Raw genomic sequence first — 17242 nt, 5'->3', positions numbered from 1 at the left:
GCAATCAGCCCTTTTTCAGCCTTTTTAGAAGCAGTGCCCTTTTCTCTGGCGAAAGGTTGTCCAAAGCGGAGGGACGATCTTTACCGGAGCTTTGCTCCAGTGCAGCCTCCGAGGCGGTTTCCAGAAACATCGCTGAAAGTGCTTTCCCAACCACAGCAATAGGAATATCCGTCAAATACTTTTCCTTATACGCTTTCAAATGCGGCTGGTTAACTCGCTGCTCTACCGTTCGCAATCCTCTGGTCGACTTCATGTGTGCGATGGTTATATCCGCCGTCAATTCAGTACCCGTGTAGGACACCAGATCCTCCTTGATCGCATAGACCTGATAGCCGCCCTTATTGATTAAGCGTGATAATGCCGGGCTTTCCTTATGATTTTCCGTCCCATAATACATTTCCTCTCGCCATTCCCGTATAAAAGAAGGGGCTTTCTCGATGGAATTAATCACAAAGAAGGACGCGATATATTCACAAAAGGCTTCCTGCTCTTCACGGCGGCAGGCGACAAAATCAGCATTTTCCGGTATCAAGCGGGTAAAATCAGAAAGGAACAGGCAATCTGAATCGATCATGACGGTAGGCAGTGAATCCTTTTCAATGACCTGCAGCAAAAAAGCGGTTTTCGAGTATACATTTTTGCGCCAGTCCTCATCGTGAAGCAGCACATGCTTCGTATTCAGCTCGGTTGATACGATTTCCATCTGCGGAAAAACGGACAAATATTTTTTATCGTCCTCGGAAAGTCCGGTATCATAAACGTAAAGCTTATGGACACGGCTTAAATCGACATTGTCATAAAAGGAATTGACAAACAGCTTTCCAAAGTCAAAATAATCACTGTTCAATACGGTCATTACATTAAATATCATAGCTTTTCCCCCTGCTAAAAACGTTCTTACTCGCCAGCTGCTTGTTTATCCGCTCCAGTTCCCGGTCTTCCTCCTGCTGAATGCGATCCTTATCCCTTATAAACAGCGGCCCCGGAATGGCATCAGGTAAAATATCATCCATATAGCGGAGTGGATTGTACCTTAGCCCAAGGAAGCTCCAGGCCGCCATAAATAAGCCGATTAAAATAAACAGCAGGCCTATTCCCCGTGTTGGCCCCGTGCCTACAATCCAGCCCAGGCTCTTAACAAGCTCTGGATGATCGACAAACAGCGGTTTGAATACTTTGTCCGACAGCAGTCCGCCAATATAGTAGCCCAGCGGAATGGTAGGCAAAGCGAATAGCTGATTGATCGAAAATACCCTTGCCAGCAGTTCGGCCCGCACCTTGGATTGGATCAATGTCTGCCAGTGGGCATTTGTCATCGACAGCGAGACGCCGTAAACAAATACTCCCGCCATGACCAGCCAAGTTATTGGCGTAAGCCCCATTACGATGTAGGAAAGACCGATAAGCAAGCTAAAACCAATCATGCCCTCCGCTCTTCTGCGGGTACCGCCCCACAGCCCCATAGCCACCCCGCCTGCGAGTCCCCCTATGCCAATAGCTGAGGTCACCATTCCGAGTACGACGGTAGATCCAAAGGTTAGAACGAGCGGAGTAATGAGGACGTTGGCCATCCCCAGCATCAAATTGGAAATCATAAAAAACAAAATCAAGGCTACGAAGCTTTTGCGCTTCCTTATGAAATTCCAGCCTCCGGCCATTTGAGTCCAAAATGGCTCTTCAATTTTGCGGAATAAGGAATTTGGAAACCTTATAAAGAGCAAAGTCGATATAGCAAAAACGAAGGATAGAAAGTCGATGAGAAGAATGCCCGGCAGCTCAAGTGTCATCACCAGAACGCCCCCCAGCAGCGGCGCAAGCACTTCGCTCGAAGAGGTAGCCAGCTGCACAATTCCATTGGCTTGTCCGAGATAGCGCTTGGGCGCAATTTGGGCAACTGCCGCCAAATAGGCGGGACGCTGAAAGGCATTTGCAATGGATAATGCCGCCACCGCGACATATATATGCCACGTCTCTAGCGCGTTACTGTAGAAGAACAAGGCGATCATAATCGTTACAAGCGCAGAACATACATTGCTCCAGATTAGAATATGCCTGCGATCCTTTTTGTCCGCCAGAACACCTGCAAAAGGAAGCATTAAGATACCCGGCAGGCGGTGGAACACCAGCGTTGCGGCAAAATCCATAATGGCGCCTGAATGGCTATAAACCCATAGCCCCATCGCAAAACCCGTTAAGCTGGAGCCCATCATGGAAATAAACTGCCCAAAAACGAAGATGAAAAGCGTTCGCAAATTCGGGAGCACTTCCGGCGATGCTGCCGTCTCCCGGTTATTTTGCTTCTGACTTTCCTGGTTCCCCTGTTTCTCCTCGTTCGCCTCGTTCGCCTTCTGCTGCTGCCACGCTTCAAGGCCATTCTCAATACAATCAGCTACGTCATGGGACTGGTGCTTGAAGAAATAATGTCCTGCATTCGGGATCAGGTCTAAATCCACATGGCTGCTGAAAAACTCCCAATCCTTATACTGCTCCTCGTAAAACTCGGTCGTTCTGTCCCGTTCGCCGACTATGCAAAGCAGAGGCGCCTTTAATTTTGCATGCTTGGCATCGGCATACCGATCAGAGTAATAACGCTCGCTTTCACGGCGGTCATGCCTAAGGCTGCGGATAATAAAATCCCGCTCCTCTCCTGACAGCGTCTCGCTGAAGCCGCCCAAAGAGCGGAGCATATCCATATAGGCACGGTTCGAAATGCGGCGGTCCCGTGGCAATAGCTTATTCCAAAGCTTGAACAGCTTGCCCGGCAGCTGGGACACAGGAAAATTTCCTCCCATAACGACGCCAGACAGGTTCATATTCTCTTGCTCCAGGAGCCTCGCTATTTCAATCGCCAGAGCGCCACCAAGACAATGCCCATAAACAACGATGGATGGAGCAGCAACCTTGTCCTTTATTTCCTGTACACAGCGCCTTGCTACTTCTTCCAAAGGCTCAAGGACTTCATCCTTATTGCTGAAATCATGTCCGGGAACTTGAACCGCATAAAGGGCATAATGATCCGCCAGCGCATCGGCCAGCGGCTGATAGGAAATCGCGCTCCCGCCAGCAAAGGGAACACACACGATGGCAATCTCCTCAGCGGCATTCCCACCCCTCGAAAGTCGGTGAAGGACGTCCCCGCTGTCCGTACTGCCCTGCGAAACGATAGCAGACAGCTCCCCAATCGACGGATATTTGAAAAGGTCGATAATGCTCAACGCATGATCAATTCCCCGCACGACTTGGACCGCCTTGAAGGAGTCTCCTCCCAGACTGAAAAAATCATCGTTAATCCCTATTCTCTCGATGTTCAAAACCTCGGACCAGACAGCAGCCATCCTCGCTTCCAATTCGTCCCGCGGCGCTTCATAGTCGCTTTCAGAGGCTGCTTCTACGGCATTCGGAGCAGGCAGAGCGCTGCGTTCCACCTTGCCATTTGCGTTCAAGGGCATTTTATCCAGCTCCATAAATACCGCAGGAACCATGTAGCCCGGAAGCTTCTCCTTCAGACTGTTCCGCAGTGCGGATAGGTTAACCGGCTGGGAGCCGCCTGGCACATAGTAGGCAGCGATCTTCTTTTCGCCGCCAGCATCTTCATGAACGGTCACAAAAGCATCCTTGATGCCGGGGTATTCGAGCAGCGATGATTGGATTTCACCTAGCTCGATTCGAAAACCCCGGATTTTCACCTGTTCGTCGACTCTGCTCAAAAACTCAATAATGCCGTTTTCCAAATAACGCACAATATCTCCGGTTCGATAAAGCCGTCCGCCATTTTCCTCGTCGAACGGATTTGGAATAAACTTTTCTGCGTTTAATTCCGGTCTGCCTAAATACTCTCTGGCAACTCCCGGCCCGCCAATGAATAGCTCCCCGGGAACTCCTATAGGCGCCAGCTGCATTTTATCATCCAGCACATAGATAGAAACATTAGGCAGCGGACGCCCCAGCGGCAGCACCGACGTATGCTGAGCGGGCCTTTTTTCGGTTACGGTATACGTCAGCATGGACACCGTCGTTTCGGTCGGTCCATAATGAATTTGGATCTCCGTCTCAGGCTTAGCCGCCCTGATGTCATCAATCATGTCCCAATAGGAGGGCTCGCCAGCAAGGATAAGCCGTTTATTCGGAATAATATCGCGCAGGTTCGCCCGTTCCCGCAGCGCCTTGAAATGGCTTGGAACCATTTTAATGACATCGATTCCGTGCTCCCTGAAATATTTGGCATATTGCTGAGAGTCGACGGATTGGTCATAGGTCAAAATATGAAGCTGTCCGCCCGTGTTTAATGCTGCCCATACATTAATAGTGGCGAGGTCGGCGGCAAAGGTGGAAGCAATCGCGTATTTAAGGCCTGGCTCGACATCCAGCCGCTGCATTACGCCGAAATAGTAATTCAGAAAATTCCCATGCTCTACCGCAACACCCTTCGGCTTGCCTGTAGAGCCTGATGTATAAATGATGTAAATCAGATTGGAAGGCTGCAGCGGCACCGCCATATTGTCACTGCTCTGCTCTGCGATGGCAGGCCAGTCAGCGTCGAGATACACCCATTCCGCCGTTGCAGTATCGCCTAAGGAAACCGCTAAATGCGCTTCGGCAACTACAATAGCAATGGAGGCATCCTCCAGTATGTACTTGATACGTTCGACAGGAAACAGAGGATCTATTGGAACGTAGGCTCCGCCTGCTTTCAAAATACCAAGAATGCCCACTACCGTTTCAAGCGAACGCTCGGCAAATAGGGCTACACGTTTTTCAGGGCCAACTCCTTTAGCGGATAAATAGTGCGCAAGCTTATTGGCTCTTTGATTAAGCTCCTCGTATGTGTAAGACCTGCCTTGGCAAGCAGCAACAATAGCAGCTGGACTTTTCTGCACCTGCTCCTCGAAAAGCTTGTGAACATACGGAACATCAGGATGATTCATGTATTCGGAAAAGCTCCATTCTGAGAGCAGTGTTTGTTTTTCTAGTGGGGTAAGCGTCTCTATTTCATGAGCCTTTAAGCTAAAGCTTTCGGCCATAGAGGAAATGATCTCCATGTAATGGCCTGCCATGCGCTGAATCGTTTCGGGAAGGAATAGATCGGTGTTGTAGGTCAAGAAGCAGGTCATTTCGCCTTCAATGTACTTGACGGCCAGATTCAAATCAAACTTTGTCGTATTGTTGCTGCGCAAAAAAGGACTGACTTCCAGCTCGGCAAGCTGCAGGGCTGTTTTCTCTATGCTTTGAAAATTAAACATCGCCTGAAAAACGGGAGAATAGCTCAAATCACGCTCAATCTGCAATTCCTCCACAAGCTTCTCAAAAGGAAGCTCCTGGTTTGCCACGGCGCCCATAACGGTTTTTTTAACCGTTTGCAGCAGCTCCCTGATCCGGGGATTGCCTTCCAAACGAACTCTGATCGCCAGCGTATTAATGAACAAGCCCATCAGGTCTTCAACCTCTTTATGGGTACGCCCCGCAACCGGAGAACCTATGACGATATCATCCGCTTGGGTATAACGGTTAAGTAAAATAGCAAAAGCCGTTAATGAAAAAACAAATGGGGTTATCGCTTCTTCACTTGCAAGCGTCTGAATTTTGCCTGCCATGCCTTCTGGAATAATAAATTTATGAACCTTCCCATTATAGGTTTGTACATCTGGACGGGGAAAATCCGTCATCAATGGCAGACACGGAGGAGCTCCCGCCAATTGTTCCTTCCAGTACTGGGTCTGTCTCTCTGTAACTTTTCCCTCTAATAGATTCCTTTGCCATACCGCATAATCCATATACTGAACGGGAAGCTCCGGAAGCTCCGGCTGCTGGCCTCTGGCAAAGGCATTGTAAAAACATTCAATTTCCTTGTTCATCACACGCAAGGACCACATATCCGACACGATGTGGTGGACGACGATAATGAGGTAATGCTCTTTTTTTGAAACAGATAGCAGCGTCACCCTTATTGGCAGATCGTTAGCCAAATCAAACGGATTGTGTACCTCTTCGTGAACAAAGTCCTCGACTTTCTCTTCCAGCTGCTTTCTGGTGAACGCCTTTACCGATTTCTCTCCTATCGTAACAACCGGATTGGAATGACGGCTGCACTCAACCTCATGCTCGCGATTACGATAAACCATCTGCAATATCTCATGCCTGTTCACAATCGCATCGAAGGTTTGCTTAAGCGCATTCAAGTCCACCCTGCCCACCAGCTTGGAAACAAGATGGGTATTATAGGCGGCCTTGTTCGTATGCCATTGATCCAGAAACCAGAAGCGCTTCTGCGCATAGGAGGCCATAAAGCGGTCTTCACCAGTTCTTTCCAGCCGGGTGATCTTCAAGCTTTGCGCGGGCTGCTCTGCCCCTTGTTTTTTCATCCTCAGAGCCAGCAATGCCTTCTGCTTGTCCGAAAGTCCGCTCCATTTTTCTGCAACCGCGTTGTTATCCAATTCTTTACTCATTGGCCATTACCCCGGCTTTGATTTTTTTTATTTAACCTTAAGGCAAGCAGCGCCTTCTGCGCAGGAGTAAGCTTATCGGTCATTTGGGCAACGGTACTCTCTTTAGCAGCAGGGACTAGGACATCTTGCGGCATATTTTCCGCTGCAGCCTGCAAATCCAGCAAATATGCTTCAACCCGCCTGCTTCCTCCCCTATTTTCTACATAATCCAGTGCCGCTTCTCTTGAACGCCTTGATACATCCTCATAATGCTCCCTTTCACTCAGTAAACGTCCGAGTGCCTCCTGCCACGGCTGCATAGGCTGCTCTGGTATGTCCGATACGGGCAAGCTGCGTTCATCAACGGCCTGTTTGTAGCCCTTAATCGGATTTACCGGAAGCACATACTCTACTCCCAGCTTGGCTTCTGGATTTCCCCCAACGTCACTTGCCAGAACAGGGATGCCTCGCAGCATAGCCTCAACGATCGTCCTTGATTTGGCTTCAGCCCACAAGGAAGGAACGAGCATAACACGGGTTTGGCAGAAAAGCTTGTTCATATCGTCCACTGGATCAAAAATACGAACGTTTTTGAGCTCCCTCAGCGCTTTCATATCATCGGAGGTTGTACCCCATGTCGGAATGGCGGCAAATGACAGTTCAGGAAAGGAGCGCGCCAGCTCTAGAAAAATCGATATCCCCTTGTAAGCGCATGGATTCACCATGGCCACATAGCCCTTTTCGAAATTTCCATAGTCCGGAAAAGGACCGTCGCCAAATAAAGAAATGGGCAGCACCTCTGCTTTGAGCTTGGCCCACTGCCACATATAGTCCTTGAGATAATCGCCAACGACGACAATGGCTGCCGCTTTGCGCAGCAGCTCCGTCTTATCAGGCGCCTCTATAAAACAATCCGGCCCAAAGGGCAGATAGAGGGTTGTTCTGGCAAGGTAGACGACTCTCGAAGCTGCATGGTTTACAGCCGCCTCCAGCAGTACATGCCCCACATCCTCCGTAGAAATTAGAATTCTGTCGGGAGCAAAGTCCTTTATTTGCCTGATCAAATAATTTTTCAGCCTTGCGCTGTCCATGGCTGCTCGCACCTTCACAGCATGAACAGCAACACCTTTAAGATGGAAGACGGACACTTCGGGACTTGAGGATATGACCTCAATCTCACCAGCACCCCGCGGGTCTTGTTCTGAGGCACTATTGACCAAGGCTGTAGAAACGACACGGCACTCGTGCCCTAAGCGGCTTAATGCTTCCATAAGCGTTCGGTTAGATTTATTGGCTCCACCCAGTGCAGGATAGTAGGATGCATTTTGAGCTAGTAACAGCTTCATACCCTGCCTCACTCGCTCTCTTCCCGAAGCAGCTGCTCGATTTCTTCTTCCGTCAGGTTTTCCAAGGCCGCTAATTGTTCCGCAATCGAGTCTTCATCAAAGCTGCTGAGCAAGCTGGTTTCGACAGCCTCGGCAAGCCCTGCGATTGTAAGTGACCCTTCGAACAGTACCGTCATTGGCAAATCCACTTCAAATTCCTCTCGAATTCTGGACAAAATCTGAATCGCTTTAATGGATTCGCCGCCCACCTCAAACAAATTATCCATTACTCCGATTTGCTCAATGACTAAAACATCTTCCCAAATGTTCAATATTCTTTTCTCGAATTCATTCCTTGGAGCTACATACTCCGCCCGCTCGCCAGTCTTGCCTTGCGAGGCCGCCTCCACTTTGGCGTGTATGCTTCTCGACGTATTCATATGCCTTCCAATATCGTCCAGCACATCTAAAATGACCGGATCAGCACCGCTTGCCGTCTGCTGTGCGGCTGCATGAACCTCCTCACGTATGTGGCCGGCTTGTTCCAGGTAGGCCGTAAAGTCTATTGCTCTCGCAAACGCAGCCGTGAACGCATACACTTTGTTTTCAGCGGAGGCTGTTACGTTCTGTGCTCCTATTAAGTCTAAAAACTGCGCGGCAGGCTGGTTCTTGGAGGTTGGAACAAAAACAACGTCCACTTGGCCCAGACCTTTGTCCGCCGCCAATTCGCCAAGTTTCGCAAGCATGGTATACTCTATTCCTTTGCCTAAAGCTCTGCAGCTAAGAAGGAAGCTGTCCACGATGAGCTTCGAACCCTGCTCGCGGCATACAACCAAACCTACTATTCCATAATCTCCAAACCTATCACTGGCAGCTACGGTAAAGCAGCTCACATTCGCTTCGCTGCCTATCCTTTTAAGCTCCGCTTCAGAGTGCCTAATCGTAGTAAAGTTAAATTGATTCACCCTTTGAGTCAATTGAGCGGCTCTTGCCAGCTCTGCATCACCTAGCGGAGAAATGCTGACGCTTAGCTCCAGTCCGCTAATAAAAGCTTCGTAGGACAGCATTTCCTGCTGGAACTTATTCCGCTCCGTATTTTGCTTAACCAATTCCGTACGGCTCTCATCTGTAGCAGTCGTGTTTATACGGTCAAATGCCCAAATGTTGCTTAAGTAAAGTGGGATGTCCTCGTCATTTTCAGGCAAGCATAATGTCAGAACTTGAGGACAGCGCGTTTTAACCTCCATACATTCGACAGGGTTGTCGTCAATAAAGATGAAGCTGTCGAGGCCCAGATTCAGTTCTCTAGCCAATGCTTCCAAATTATCTGATTTGCGCTCCCAGTTGATTCTGGAAGCCGCGATATGTTCGGGCTTGATCAGCATATCGGGACGCTTCAGCGCCTCTATGATATCGCTTTCATTATTTTTGCTGCAAAGACATAAAAGCATCCCTAAGCGCTGCTGCTCCAGCATAAACGCCTGCAGCTGCTTCCGGTATGGGTCCACTTCAATCCCATCCACTCCGTCCTCGCCGCAAATGCCCTTCCACAGCGTCTGGTCGCAATCCAGCACGATTACTTTATAAGGCAAGCTTGTGGCCGAATAGATTTTTCTGGCAATGACCGTACCGAGCGCATCAAAAAAGATCTGTTTGTACGGAATATGGCCCATTTTATCCGAATGGAAATCATAGTAATCTGCTACGGGGTATAGTTCCAGAATTTCTGAGGAAGCAACTGGCACAATCCCATTCAATCCTTGAAGTCCTTGATATAATCGGTTCTCTATTTCCCTATAATCGCAAGCCGTTTCGGTGCTCCATTCCATTAGTGGCGAAGGAGGGCAAATACACACGATATGAATGGCTGATGTGGTTTCGACGGATGTTTTCACGGCATTCAGCAGATCAACGATATTTCGGTCGACTTTGGATTGTAATAAAGCATCCTTCCTAATCTCCGTTTCCAAACCATCCTCAACCCTGAACCAATCATCAAAACGAATGAGTATGACGTTGATCCCGTTGTTTTGGCGCATAGCGCTGTAAGGATCGAGCAGCTGTTTGAACACCTGATTCTCATATTGAATGGCAGCGTTTATTCCTAGCTTCTCCAACCAAAATACTAGAGACCTTCTAACTGGTTCCGCTGTAAACGTTGCCGAAAATACGAGATTTAAATCACGACTGGTCATATTCACGAAACTTCTCCCCTTGCTTAGAATAGGATAGCATTTTTACAGCCTTCTCTAGCTTTTAGCCGCTACATCTGGGAGTTTATAATTTTTTACAACAAAGTCAATTTTATCGTAGACTATCGTCGAATCGTTGTCAATGAATTCCCTTTTCTTGTCGATGATGTCAATTATCTTGTTTATTTGACACTAGAGGATTATATTATATTTGTGAAGTGGGCTATGAGACCCATAAGCCTTTGTATATTGATGAATAGGATGAATATGGAAAATAAACTGAAGTAGGAGTGGAATCATATGAAGGTCCATCATGTAGGGTACGTAGTAGAGGATATAGATAAGGCATTACAGGAGTTTATTGCCCTTGGATACGAAGTGGATGGTGAAAAATGTCAGGATGAACAACGGAATATAGTCATCCAATTTATTAAAAGCGGTACCTATTTAGTGGAGCTGGTTTGTCCGCTTAATGACAGTTCCCCGGTTAAAAATCTGTTAAAAAAAGTTGGCAGCACACCCTACCATTTCTGTTATGAAACGGCGAATCTCTCGGAGAAGACCGATCAATTGAAGAAGCTGGGCTACATAGTCATAGCCGAGGCTTTGGAGGCTCCGGCTATCGGCAATAAGAAGGTCGTATTTTTGTTCAAAAATAATGTAGGCATTATAGAATTGGTCGAGGAATAAGCTCAGATCGTTTCCTTGTACAGCTGGGGGGACTTCCATGTCTTGATGGCGCCATCCACAGCTTGCATATTGGCATGAAAAAATCCCTTCCCGTCGATAAATGCTGGAACACAGTGCTGCTTTGCCTCAATTGCAGCATGCAGTGCAAGAAGGGCAAGCGGCTCGGCTGCATCAAAATTCGCATACTTGCAGTTGCTTGCCGGCAGGAAATAGCCGAAATGAAATTTTCTGCTGACGATATTATCGCCTATTCTTCTAGCCATCTCCAAGTATTGCGAATGTCCGAATTTCGAATAAACATCAAGCATTGCATAAAGCGCTCTTGCATCGTCGCATGGCGCCTTGAAATCCAGATCAGCATCCACGCCAGGCTCGCGCCCTATATCGCCGAGTCCATTCCCTTTAGCGATGCTTCTTGCCGCTTCCCATAGGCTTTCGTCGCCCGTTTGTATAAATGTCCTTACATAAGAAAGCAAAAACTTGCTAGTAGCGGGAAACTGGCCGATGATGGCGCCCTTATCTCCATAATAGCCGTCCCGTTTAAGGACGTATCCCGATAAATCCGTACCGTCGGTGAGCATCGGCTTAAATGCATTCTTTTCAGAAAGGTAGCCGTATTTCAAAAAAGCGCCGAGCCCTTGCCTTGACCATTGTGCCAGCTCCTTTACGACTTCCCCAATCGTGCTCACAAGCTGAAGCTGCATCAATGTATTTTCATAATAGACGGTAGAGGCCTGCGCTTCCAACAGCATTTTGCCTTCTAGAGCTGCGCCTCCAAACTCGGGACCGAATTGCCGCCCAGCCCTGTCCCCGAAGCGGGAATGCGTATTGCTGTCGTCATTCGTATGATACACTTTTCTCGCTTGATTGAATTGGTAGGCACCTAAGCCTGTATCCATATTTCTCGCCTTGTTATATTGGCGGGCAAGCCTCTTCAGCCAGAGCAGGGCTCCCTTCTCGCCCGCCAGCTTGTACAGCATCCCTGCCGCATAGATTAGATCATTTCCCGCGTTCAGAAAAGACAGCCCACTAACCTCTGAAAAAGGCTCCGCATCACGGAATTCGTGTGCCCACAGCCTGCTGCTTTTCAAGCCAAAGCTGCCGTGCCTGCTAATTTCGAGGGTGCTCCAATTGAAAACATGTGCATTCCATAACGCTCTAATGTAGTGGATGGTAGCTGCAGGGTCAACCTCGTACATGAGTTCATAATACGGAAAATGGTTTTTCAGCTCATGCACCATTCCGTTTTTTTCCTCTGCTCCGGCAACCTGCAGCGTTTTCAAATCAATCAGCCGGTGCCCGCCCCATTGCAGCAGGCCGCACTGGCTTTGAAGATGGTCAAAGTGAAATTTGATCGCTAATTTAGCAGCATTTTCATACTGCTCATCGCCTGTAAGCCTCGACAGCCCAACAAAGGTGCGAAAAAGGTTTTGCTGGCTCGCCAAATTGGACATGACCGCCTCGCGCCCTCCGGGAAACCGCCATGTGACAGGCTCCTTCGTCCTGACGTCAATTCCGTCTGCGAACAACGGGCTAGCCTCCCATCCGCTGCGGCCCCTTCCCTCCTTAAGCACATGGTCTGCAAATGTTATGACCGTGTTCAATCGCTGCTGATCCCTCGTACTCTTTACCACCGATATACACCATCCTCTTGGATTTCCGGTATAAAGCTTCGATCTCCACATAAATTCTCTCTATGGTCAACAGCTTGTTTAGCAGATTCATAGCTAATATACCACACTTTATCCAGAATCTGTTATGGAATAGAGTGTTTAAAATACGATAAAGAAAAATCAATAAAGCCCTAGACATCCGTCGATTTATTCAACTAACCTTTCTTTTCAAAATAGATTATTGGAATGAAAATTAATTTCAAAATTAGTCTTGGGAATGCCCTCCGCCTCTCCGTGAGGAGGGGGGATATTATCGACTTTTCTCATTCATTTTGCACGTCACTTACTCATAACCGAATGTAGTTCCCATAAAAACTTATAAAATTACATTTTTATTTACATTTTTATATTTTTAGTTAAAATAAGTAAATAGAAACTATTAATACCAAATTAAAGAAAGGTTGATCATTTTGAAAAAAGAATTAGTTTAATGCTATCTTTGGTTCTGTTTCTTACCCTCTTCCTTAACAGTTTTAGCTTTGCAGCCACCCCAATAGACCCATCTGTTAAAGGAGATATTGAATATCAAAAGGATTTATATACCGCTATAAAAGAAATTGAAGAAAACAACTTAAATAGGAACTCTGACGGCACCTTCGAGATTATTGGTGAACCAGCAGTAAAACAGGAAATTCTTGATCATCTTATACTTAGTGTCAATAATGTTAACAATTTAATAGAGTCCGGTAATCTTGTTACAGACGAAAGTTTTCGTGTATACTCCACAGGAGATATCCAAAAGGGCAACCTGGAAACTAACAAAACTGATTATGTAGAATATGATATCTTTTTTGAAGATGTCAATAACAAGGATCAAGGAATATCCGTTGAGATAGGAGAAACAAATTATTCACTTTCTTTTAACGGAAACACTGTACATGCAGATAATTACAACCCTCCTGTTGGTCTATATTTTTATTGGTGGGGATGGGAGCTTTCTCTATCTGAGTATGCAACACAAGTTTTAATTAATGGATTGAATACCGGAGCGGCATCAGCTGCTGTTGCCTCAGCGTTACAAGCGGCCGGTATTGTTACTGTTGGCAGTGCAGCAGTAACAGGTATTCTTGCTGCAGTACTATGGCTTGGAAGCTCTGCAATTGGTTTAGCAGACAGTTTAGGTGGATTCAAAGGAATTTATTTTAGAGGTTTATATGCTCCTCCTGTCTACTATGTTTGGGCACGTTCATAAGTTCGTTGAAGCTTGGAGGTAATAAAATGAGCATCTGGCTTGTATACATTAATTTATTTATCGCTGTTGTTCTTGTGGGATTAGGTGTCTTTAAATTAATTACAGATACCTCACAAAAGAAAACATCTATTATCCTGATAATAGCAGGAACTATCGGTATTATAAGTTCTATTACCCAAATACTAATTCGACCTTAAACATTTTTCAATACTTACCAAAAAGAGACGTGCAATTTCCCCCCTTGGATTTGGGTTGAATACAATTTCCTTGTACACATGTCACAACAATCGCTTCCTCGCCGCCCCACGACAAAGAGTCTCCGCGCATCGACCCTATCGGTGCGCGGAGACTCACGAAGAAACAAGATATAGACCCTTACCTTTCTTCTAGCTGCCATATGTCAAGGCAAGCTTGGCGAACACATCTTCGAGAGTAAAGCGGACATCCACAAAATGATAGACGCGGCTTCACCATATATATGGTGTGATGAATCATCAAAGTATTAAAAATCAAGACTGGAAAACGGGCTAGCTCTTATAATAATAGTCCGGAATGGCTTCCCACCGTTTCTTCAGCTCGTGCGCCGCTAATTTTGGCTTGCGGTCACGCGTAAATACCCCTTTTTTATTGCCTTGAACGCGGAAGATGCCTTGACTGGTGTTGAAATCGGCAAAGTTCCATACATGCTCGCCGACAAAATTGCTGCACTCGTCGAACATCTCATGATTTGCCCGTAAAAATTCAGTCTGAAATTCCTCGGTAAACATGACGGGATCAACATCATGGAAGCCTGCAATCGTATCCGCGCCATATTCCGTCATGATGATTGGCTTCTCTGGGCAACGCTTCCCCCAGCCTTGGAGCTCCTGGCGGAGTCTCGATTTAGCAATCTCCCATTCCCCGCCTTCAACGTACCAGCCGTAATACCGATTCAAGCAGAGAACATCTACCAGATCCGATACCTTGCAATGCTCCGGGCTCCCTTCCTGAAGCGTTACCACTGTGACAGGGCGTCCTTGCGGGTCGCATTCCTTCGCATATCGGAGCAGCGGCTCGAAGTACTCTCGCGCGCCTTCCTCGGAAGTCGCAGGCTCATTGGCGATGGACCACATCACAACGCATGCATGGTTCTTGTCTCTCGCAATCAGCTCGCGAATGGCTTCCCGATGCGCTTCATAGGTTCTCAGCTCTTTCCACGTGTCCCGTCTCTTCCCACCCGTCAGCGTTGGAATGAAGTTCAAATGCAGACCGACGGCAGCCACCTCGTCGATAACGACGAACCCTTCCCTGTCAGCCAGTCTCATGATTTCTTCCGAATATGGATAATGGGAGGTACGGAACGAATTGGCACCCATCCACTTCATTAATCGAAAATCCATGACATTGGCCGCCTCGTTAATGCCACGTCCATGAATCGGCGAATCCTCGTGTTTGCCGAAGCCCTTGAAGTAGAACGGTTTGCCATTGATTAGGAATTTGCCGCTCGCCACTTCCACAGTCCGGATGCCAAAGGGTTGATCATACTCATCGATGATTTCTCCTCCTTGAACTAGCTCTACCTTTAACGTGTACAAATAAGCATTCATAGGCTCCCAAAACTTAGCATCCGGCAGTAAGAAGCTTCCTTGCGCCCCTTCTCCTTGGGCAACGATGCTTCCCGCTTCATCTAGGATATGGATACGCACGTCGGATTCTCCGGTGCTGTCAATCTTGCAGCTCACTTCCGCGGAGCCGTCATCCTTTACGCTTGATGTAATCTGTACATCTTGTATATAGCTGTGAGGCGTCGTATAGATCTTCACAGGACGATGCAGCCCCGCATAGTTAAAGAAATCGAAATTGGGATTATTTCGAGCGACTTTGCCCACTCCTTCAATATCTCGCTCCATGAAATGTCCCACGGGCAGCGTCGATTCGTCCAAAATATTATTGACGGCAACTGTGAGCCTATTTTTATGCGGCAGCAGATGACCGTTCAGTTCGACTTCGAACGGTGTAAAGCCGCCCGTATGCTCTACGGCCAGCGTTCCATTGATATACACCTTCGCTTCATGGGTCGCCGAGCTGAATCGAAGAACGATTCGCTGCGAGGCCAGCGTCTTCGGAATAATGATATCCCGTTCGTACCAAACCCATCCTACATGATTTCGTATTTCGGCATTAACGCCGATATCGTTATAGGAAGACGGAACAGCCATCGCAATCGTGTCGCTTAGCGACTGCATCTGCCATCCTTCCAGTAAGCCGATTCCGGGATCTGTCTTGAAATTCCAAATGCCGGACAAATCGATAACGCTGCGAGAAGACGTATTAATAGGGTATAGCATCCTTATCACTCCTCATAATGGATAATAGCTGTGCAGCGCGAATCCCCATCCGCGCTGCACAGAACTTTTTACTGCTTGGAATCAATAATTTTCTGAACCTTTTCTTGGGTATTGCGAATCGTCGTATCAATGTCGATGCCGGATAACATCATTTTGTCGAATTCCTCCAGGAACACCTTTTCTAACTCCGCATGGTAAGGAACTGCGACAGCTGGGGTGGCCTGCTTCGTGTTTTCGAGAACGTACATTAAGGATTCCTTATCGATTTTTTCAGGCGTTTTCGTGCCCGCAATAATGTTGTCTACAACCTTGTTCAGATCGGCTTTTTTCCACGAGGGGAAGTTCTTGCCCTGCAGGACGATTCCTTCCGTTGTGAACCAGCGGATAAAGGTGTAAGCAGCTTCTTTATGCTTGGACTTGCTGTATACGCCAAATACGTCGCCGCTGACGTTGCCTGTGAGCGGATCCCCTGCGTTCATCGTCGGAAGTGGTGCGAACACGGTTTTGAACGTTGCAGGTACTTGCTCCGTTCCCCCTGCTTCCGGCACCAAGAAAGATGCCATCGTAATCATGCTCGTGTCCTGGTTGAAGTATTGTGGACGGTAATTTAGCTTCTGGCTCACAATTTCTGAGTAAGGCGTCGCCGAGCCTTCTCGTTCCCCTTGCAGGCGAACTTCCAACGATTTCCTTATTGCAGGAGTATCGATGTTTGCTTTCAAGCCATCGTCCGTCGTGAGATTAGCTCCGGTAGTCGATTGCCCCATATTCTGAATGAAATAACCGAATTGAATCCAGCTGTGGAAATAGGTGCCGTATTGCGTTTTTCCGTTTTCCGTCGTCGTCATCGCCTTGGCATACTCCATATACTGGTCCCAGGTCCATTCCTTCGGAAGCTCCAGTCCCGCTTTCTGGAGTCGGCTCTCATTGATGAAAACCATAGGTGTAGAAAGCTTGCCTGGCAAGCCATAGGTTACATCTTTGATTCGTGTGTCCGTGGAGTACTCGTCCGCCAGAGAGAAACCTTCCTTCTCTATATACGTATCAACTGGCTCCAACAAGCCGAGCTCGGCGCGCTGGCTGAGAAATGCCATGTTACTAAACATAATAACATCCAGATCGTCGCCAGAAGCCGCGGCTAAATCCAGCTTTTTATAATATTCATTCGAGTTGTTGTCTTCTGCGGAGTTGAACTCCACCTTGATCTCAGGATGTTTCTTCTCGAACTCCTCGATTACGATATCCCAATTATCAGCTTTCTTCGGATACCAAGTATGCAATTTAATGGTGACTGCCCCGTCTGAAGAGCCCTTGCTTCCCGTCTCCTCCGCCGTACTATTGCCGCCTGCCCCCGAGCATGCTGATGTTGCAAGCGCAACCAAAACCGAAACGACAGTCGCCTGAATCCATTTTTTCTTTAACAT

General features: G+C 47.5%; 10 protein-coding genes. 3 read left to right on the top strand and 7 right to left on the bottom strand.

Annotated features, from left to right (window positions below; genetic code table 11):
• Positions 1–4 precede the first annotated feature (4 nt).
• Genes AC50YG_RS09840 through AC50YG_RS09825 form a run of 4 tightly spaced genes read right to left on the bottom strand, consistent with a single transcriptional unit; the run spans position 5 to position 9942 of the window.
• Positions 5–871 carry a hypothetical protein gene (locus tag AC50YG_RS09840; protein WP_494826512.1) on the bottom strand — a complete coding sequence of 289 codons (867 nt, stop codon included), beginning with the start codon at positions 869–871 and terminating at the stop codon, positions 5–7.
• Positions 861–6443 carry a non-ribosomal peptide synthetase/MFS transporter gene (locus tag AC50YG_RS09835; RefSeq protein ID WP_494826511.1) on the bottom strand — a complete coding sequence of 1861 codons (5583 nt, stop codon included), beginning with the start codon at positions 6441–6443 and terminating at the stop codon, positions 861–863. Before AC50YG_RS09835 ends, AC50YG_RS09840 begins: the two co-directional genes overlap by 11 nt.
• Positions 6440–7768 carry a glycosyltransferase family 4 protein gene (locus AC50YG_RS09830; protein WP_494826509.1) on the bottom strand — a complete coding sequence of 443 codons (1329 nt, stop codon included), beginning with the start codon at positions 7766–7768 and terminating at the stop codon, positions 6440–6442. Before AC50YG_RS09830 ends, AC50YG_RS09835 begins: the two co-directional genes overlap by 4 nt.
• A gap of 8 nt (positions 7769–7776) precedes the next feature.
• Positions 7777–9942 (bottom strand): HAD-IIIC family phosphatase, encoded by a 2166-nt coding sequence (locus AC50YG_RS09825; RefSeq protein WP_494827152.1) that lies wholly within the window; start codon positions 9940–9942, stop codon positions 7777–7779.
• A gap of 297 nt (positions 9943–10239) precedes the next feature.
• Here AC50YG_RS09825 and AC50YG_RS09820 point away from each other — a divergent pair, with 297 nt between their 5' ends.
• Entirely contained in the window at positions 10240–10629 is a 390-nt protein-coding gene (locus tag AC50YG_RS09820; RefSeq protein ID WP_473759793.1) for a VOC family protein, read from the top strand.
• 2 nt (positions 10630–10631) lie between these two features.
• Here the strand turns inward: AC50YG_RS09820 and AC50YG_RS09815 are convergent, their stop codons facing one another.
• Positions 10632–12263, bottom strand: a complete 1632-nt coding sequence (locus AC50YG_RS09815; protein ID WP_494826507.1) for a hypothetical protein — start codon at positions 12261–12263, stop codon at positions 10632–10634.
• Between the two features lie 469 nt (positions 12264–12732).
• Between AC50YG_RS09815 and AC50YG_RS09810 the strand changes: the two genes are divergently transcribed.
• Both AC50YG_RS09810 and AC50YG_RS09805 read left to right on the top strand, forming a co-directional pair.
• Complete coding sequence (locus AC50YG_RS09810; RefSeq protein ID WP_494826505.1) at positions 12733–13494, top strand: hypothetical protein; 762 nt, start codon at positions 12733–12735, stop codon at positions 13492–13494.
• A gap of 26 nt (positions 13495–13520) precedes the next feature.
• Positions 13521–13691: a hypothetical protein gene (locus tag AC50YG_RS09805; protein WP_494826504.1), complete on the top strand. Its 171-nt coding sequence runs from the start codon at positions 13521–13523 to the stop codon at positions 13689–13691.
• Positions 13692–14021: 330 nt separating this feature from the next.
• Here AC50YG_RS09805 and uidA read toward each other — a convergent pair whose 3' ends face one another.
• Positions 14022–15821 carry a beta-glucuronidase gene (gene uidA / locus AC50YG_RS09800; protein ID WP_494826503.1) on the bottom strand — a complete coding sequence of 600 codons (1800 nt, stop codon included), beginning with the start codon at positions 15819–15821 and terminating at the stop codon, positions 14022–14024.
• Positions 15822–15889: 68 nt separating this feature from the next.
• Positions 15890–17242 carry an ABC transporter substrate-binding protein gene (locus tag AC50YG_RS09795; RefSeq protein WP_494826501.1) on the bottom strand — a complete coding sequence of 451 codons (1353 nt, stop codon included), beginning with the start codon at positions 17240–17242 and terminating at the stop codon, positions 15890–15892.

Source organism: Paenibacillus sp. J31R34 (assembly GCF_059383715.1).
Note: the sequence above shows the minus strand (reverse complement) of the source record. Positions and strands in the feature narration are given on the sequence as shown.

Excerpts from the sequence above, each read along its gene's own strand:
- AC50YG_RS09840 (WP_494826512.1), bottom strand. The coding sequence starts at position 871 with ATGATATTTAATGTAATGACCGTATTGAACAGTGATTATTTTGACTTT.
- AC50YG_RS09835 (WP_494826511.1), bottom strand. The coding sequence starts at position 6,443 with ATGAGTAAAGAATTGGATAACAACGCGGTTGCAGAAAAATGGAGCGGA.
- AC50YG_RS09830 (WP_494826509.1), bottom strand. The coding sequence starts at position 7,768 with ATGAAGCTGTTACTAGCTCAAAATGCATCCTACTATCCTGCACTGGGT.
- AC50YG_RS09825 (WP_494827152.1), bottom strand. The coding sequence starts at position 9,942 with ATGACCAGTCGTGATTTAAATCTCGTATTTTCGGCAACGTTTACAGCG.
- AC50YG_RS09820 (WP_473759793.1), top strand. The coding sequence starts at position 10,240 with ATGAAGGTCCATCATGTAGGGTACGTAGTAGAGGATATAGATAAGGCA.
- AC50YG_RS09810 (WP_494826505.1), top strand. The coding sequence starts at position 12,733 with ATGCTATCTTTGGTTCTGTTTCTTACCCTCTTCCTTAACAGTTTTAGC.
- AC50YG_RS09805 (WP_494826504.1), top strand. The coding sequence starts at position 13,521 with ATGAGCATCTGGCTTGTATACATTAATTTATTTATCGCTGTTGTTCTT.
- uidA (WP_494826503.1), bottom strand. The coding sequence starts at position 15,821 with ATGCTATACCCTATTAATACGTCTTCTCGCAGCGTTATCGATTTGTCC.
- AC50YG_RS09795 (WP_494826501.1), bottom strand. The coding sequence starts at position 17,242 with ATGTTAAAGAAAAAATGGATTCAGGCGACTGTCGTTTCGGTTTTGGTT.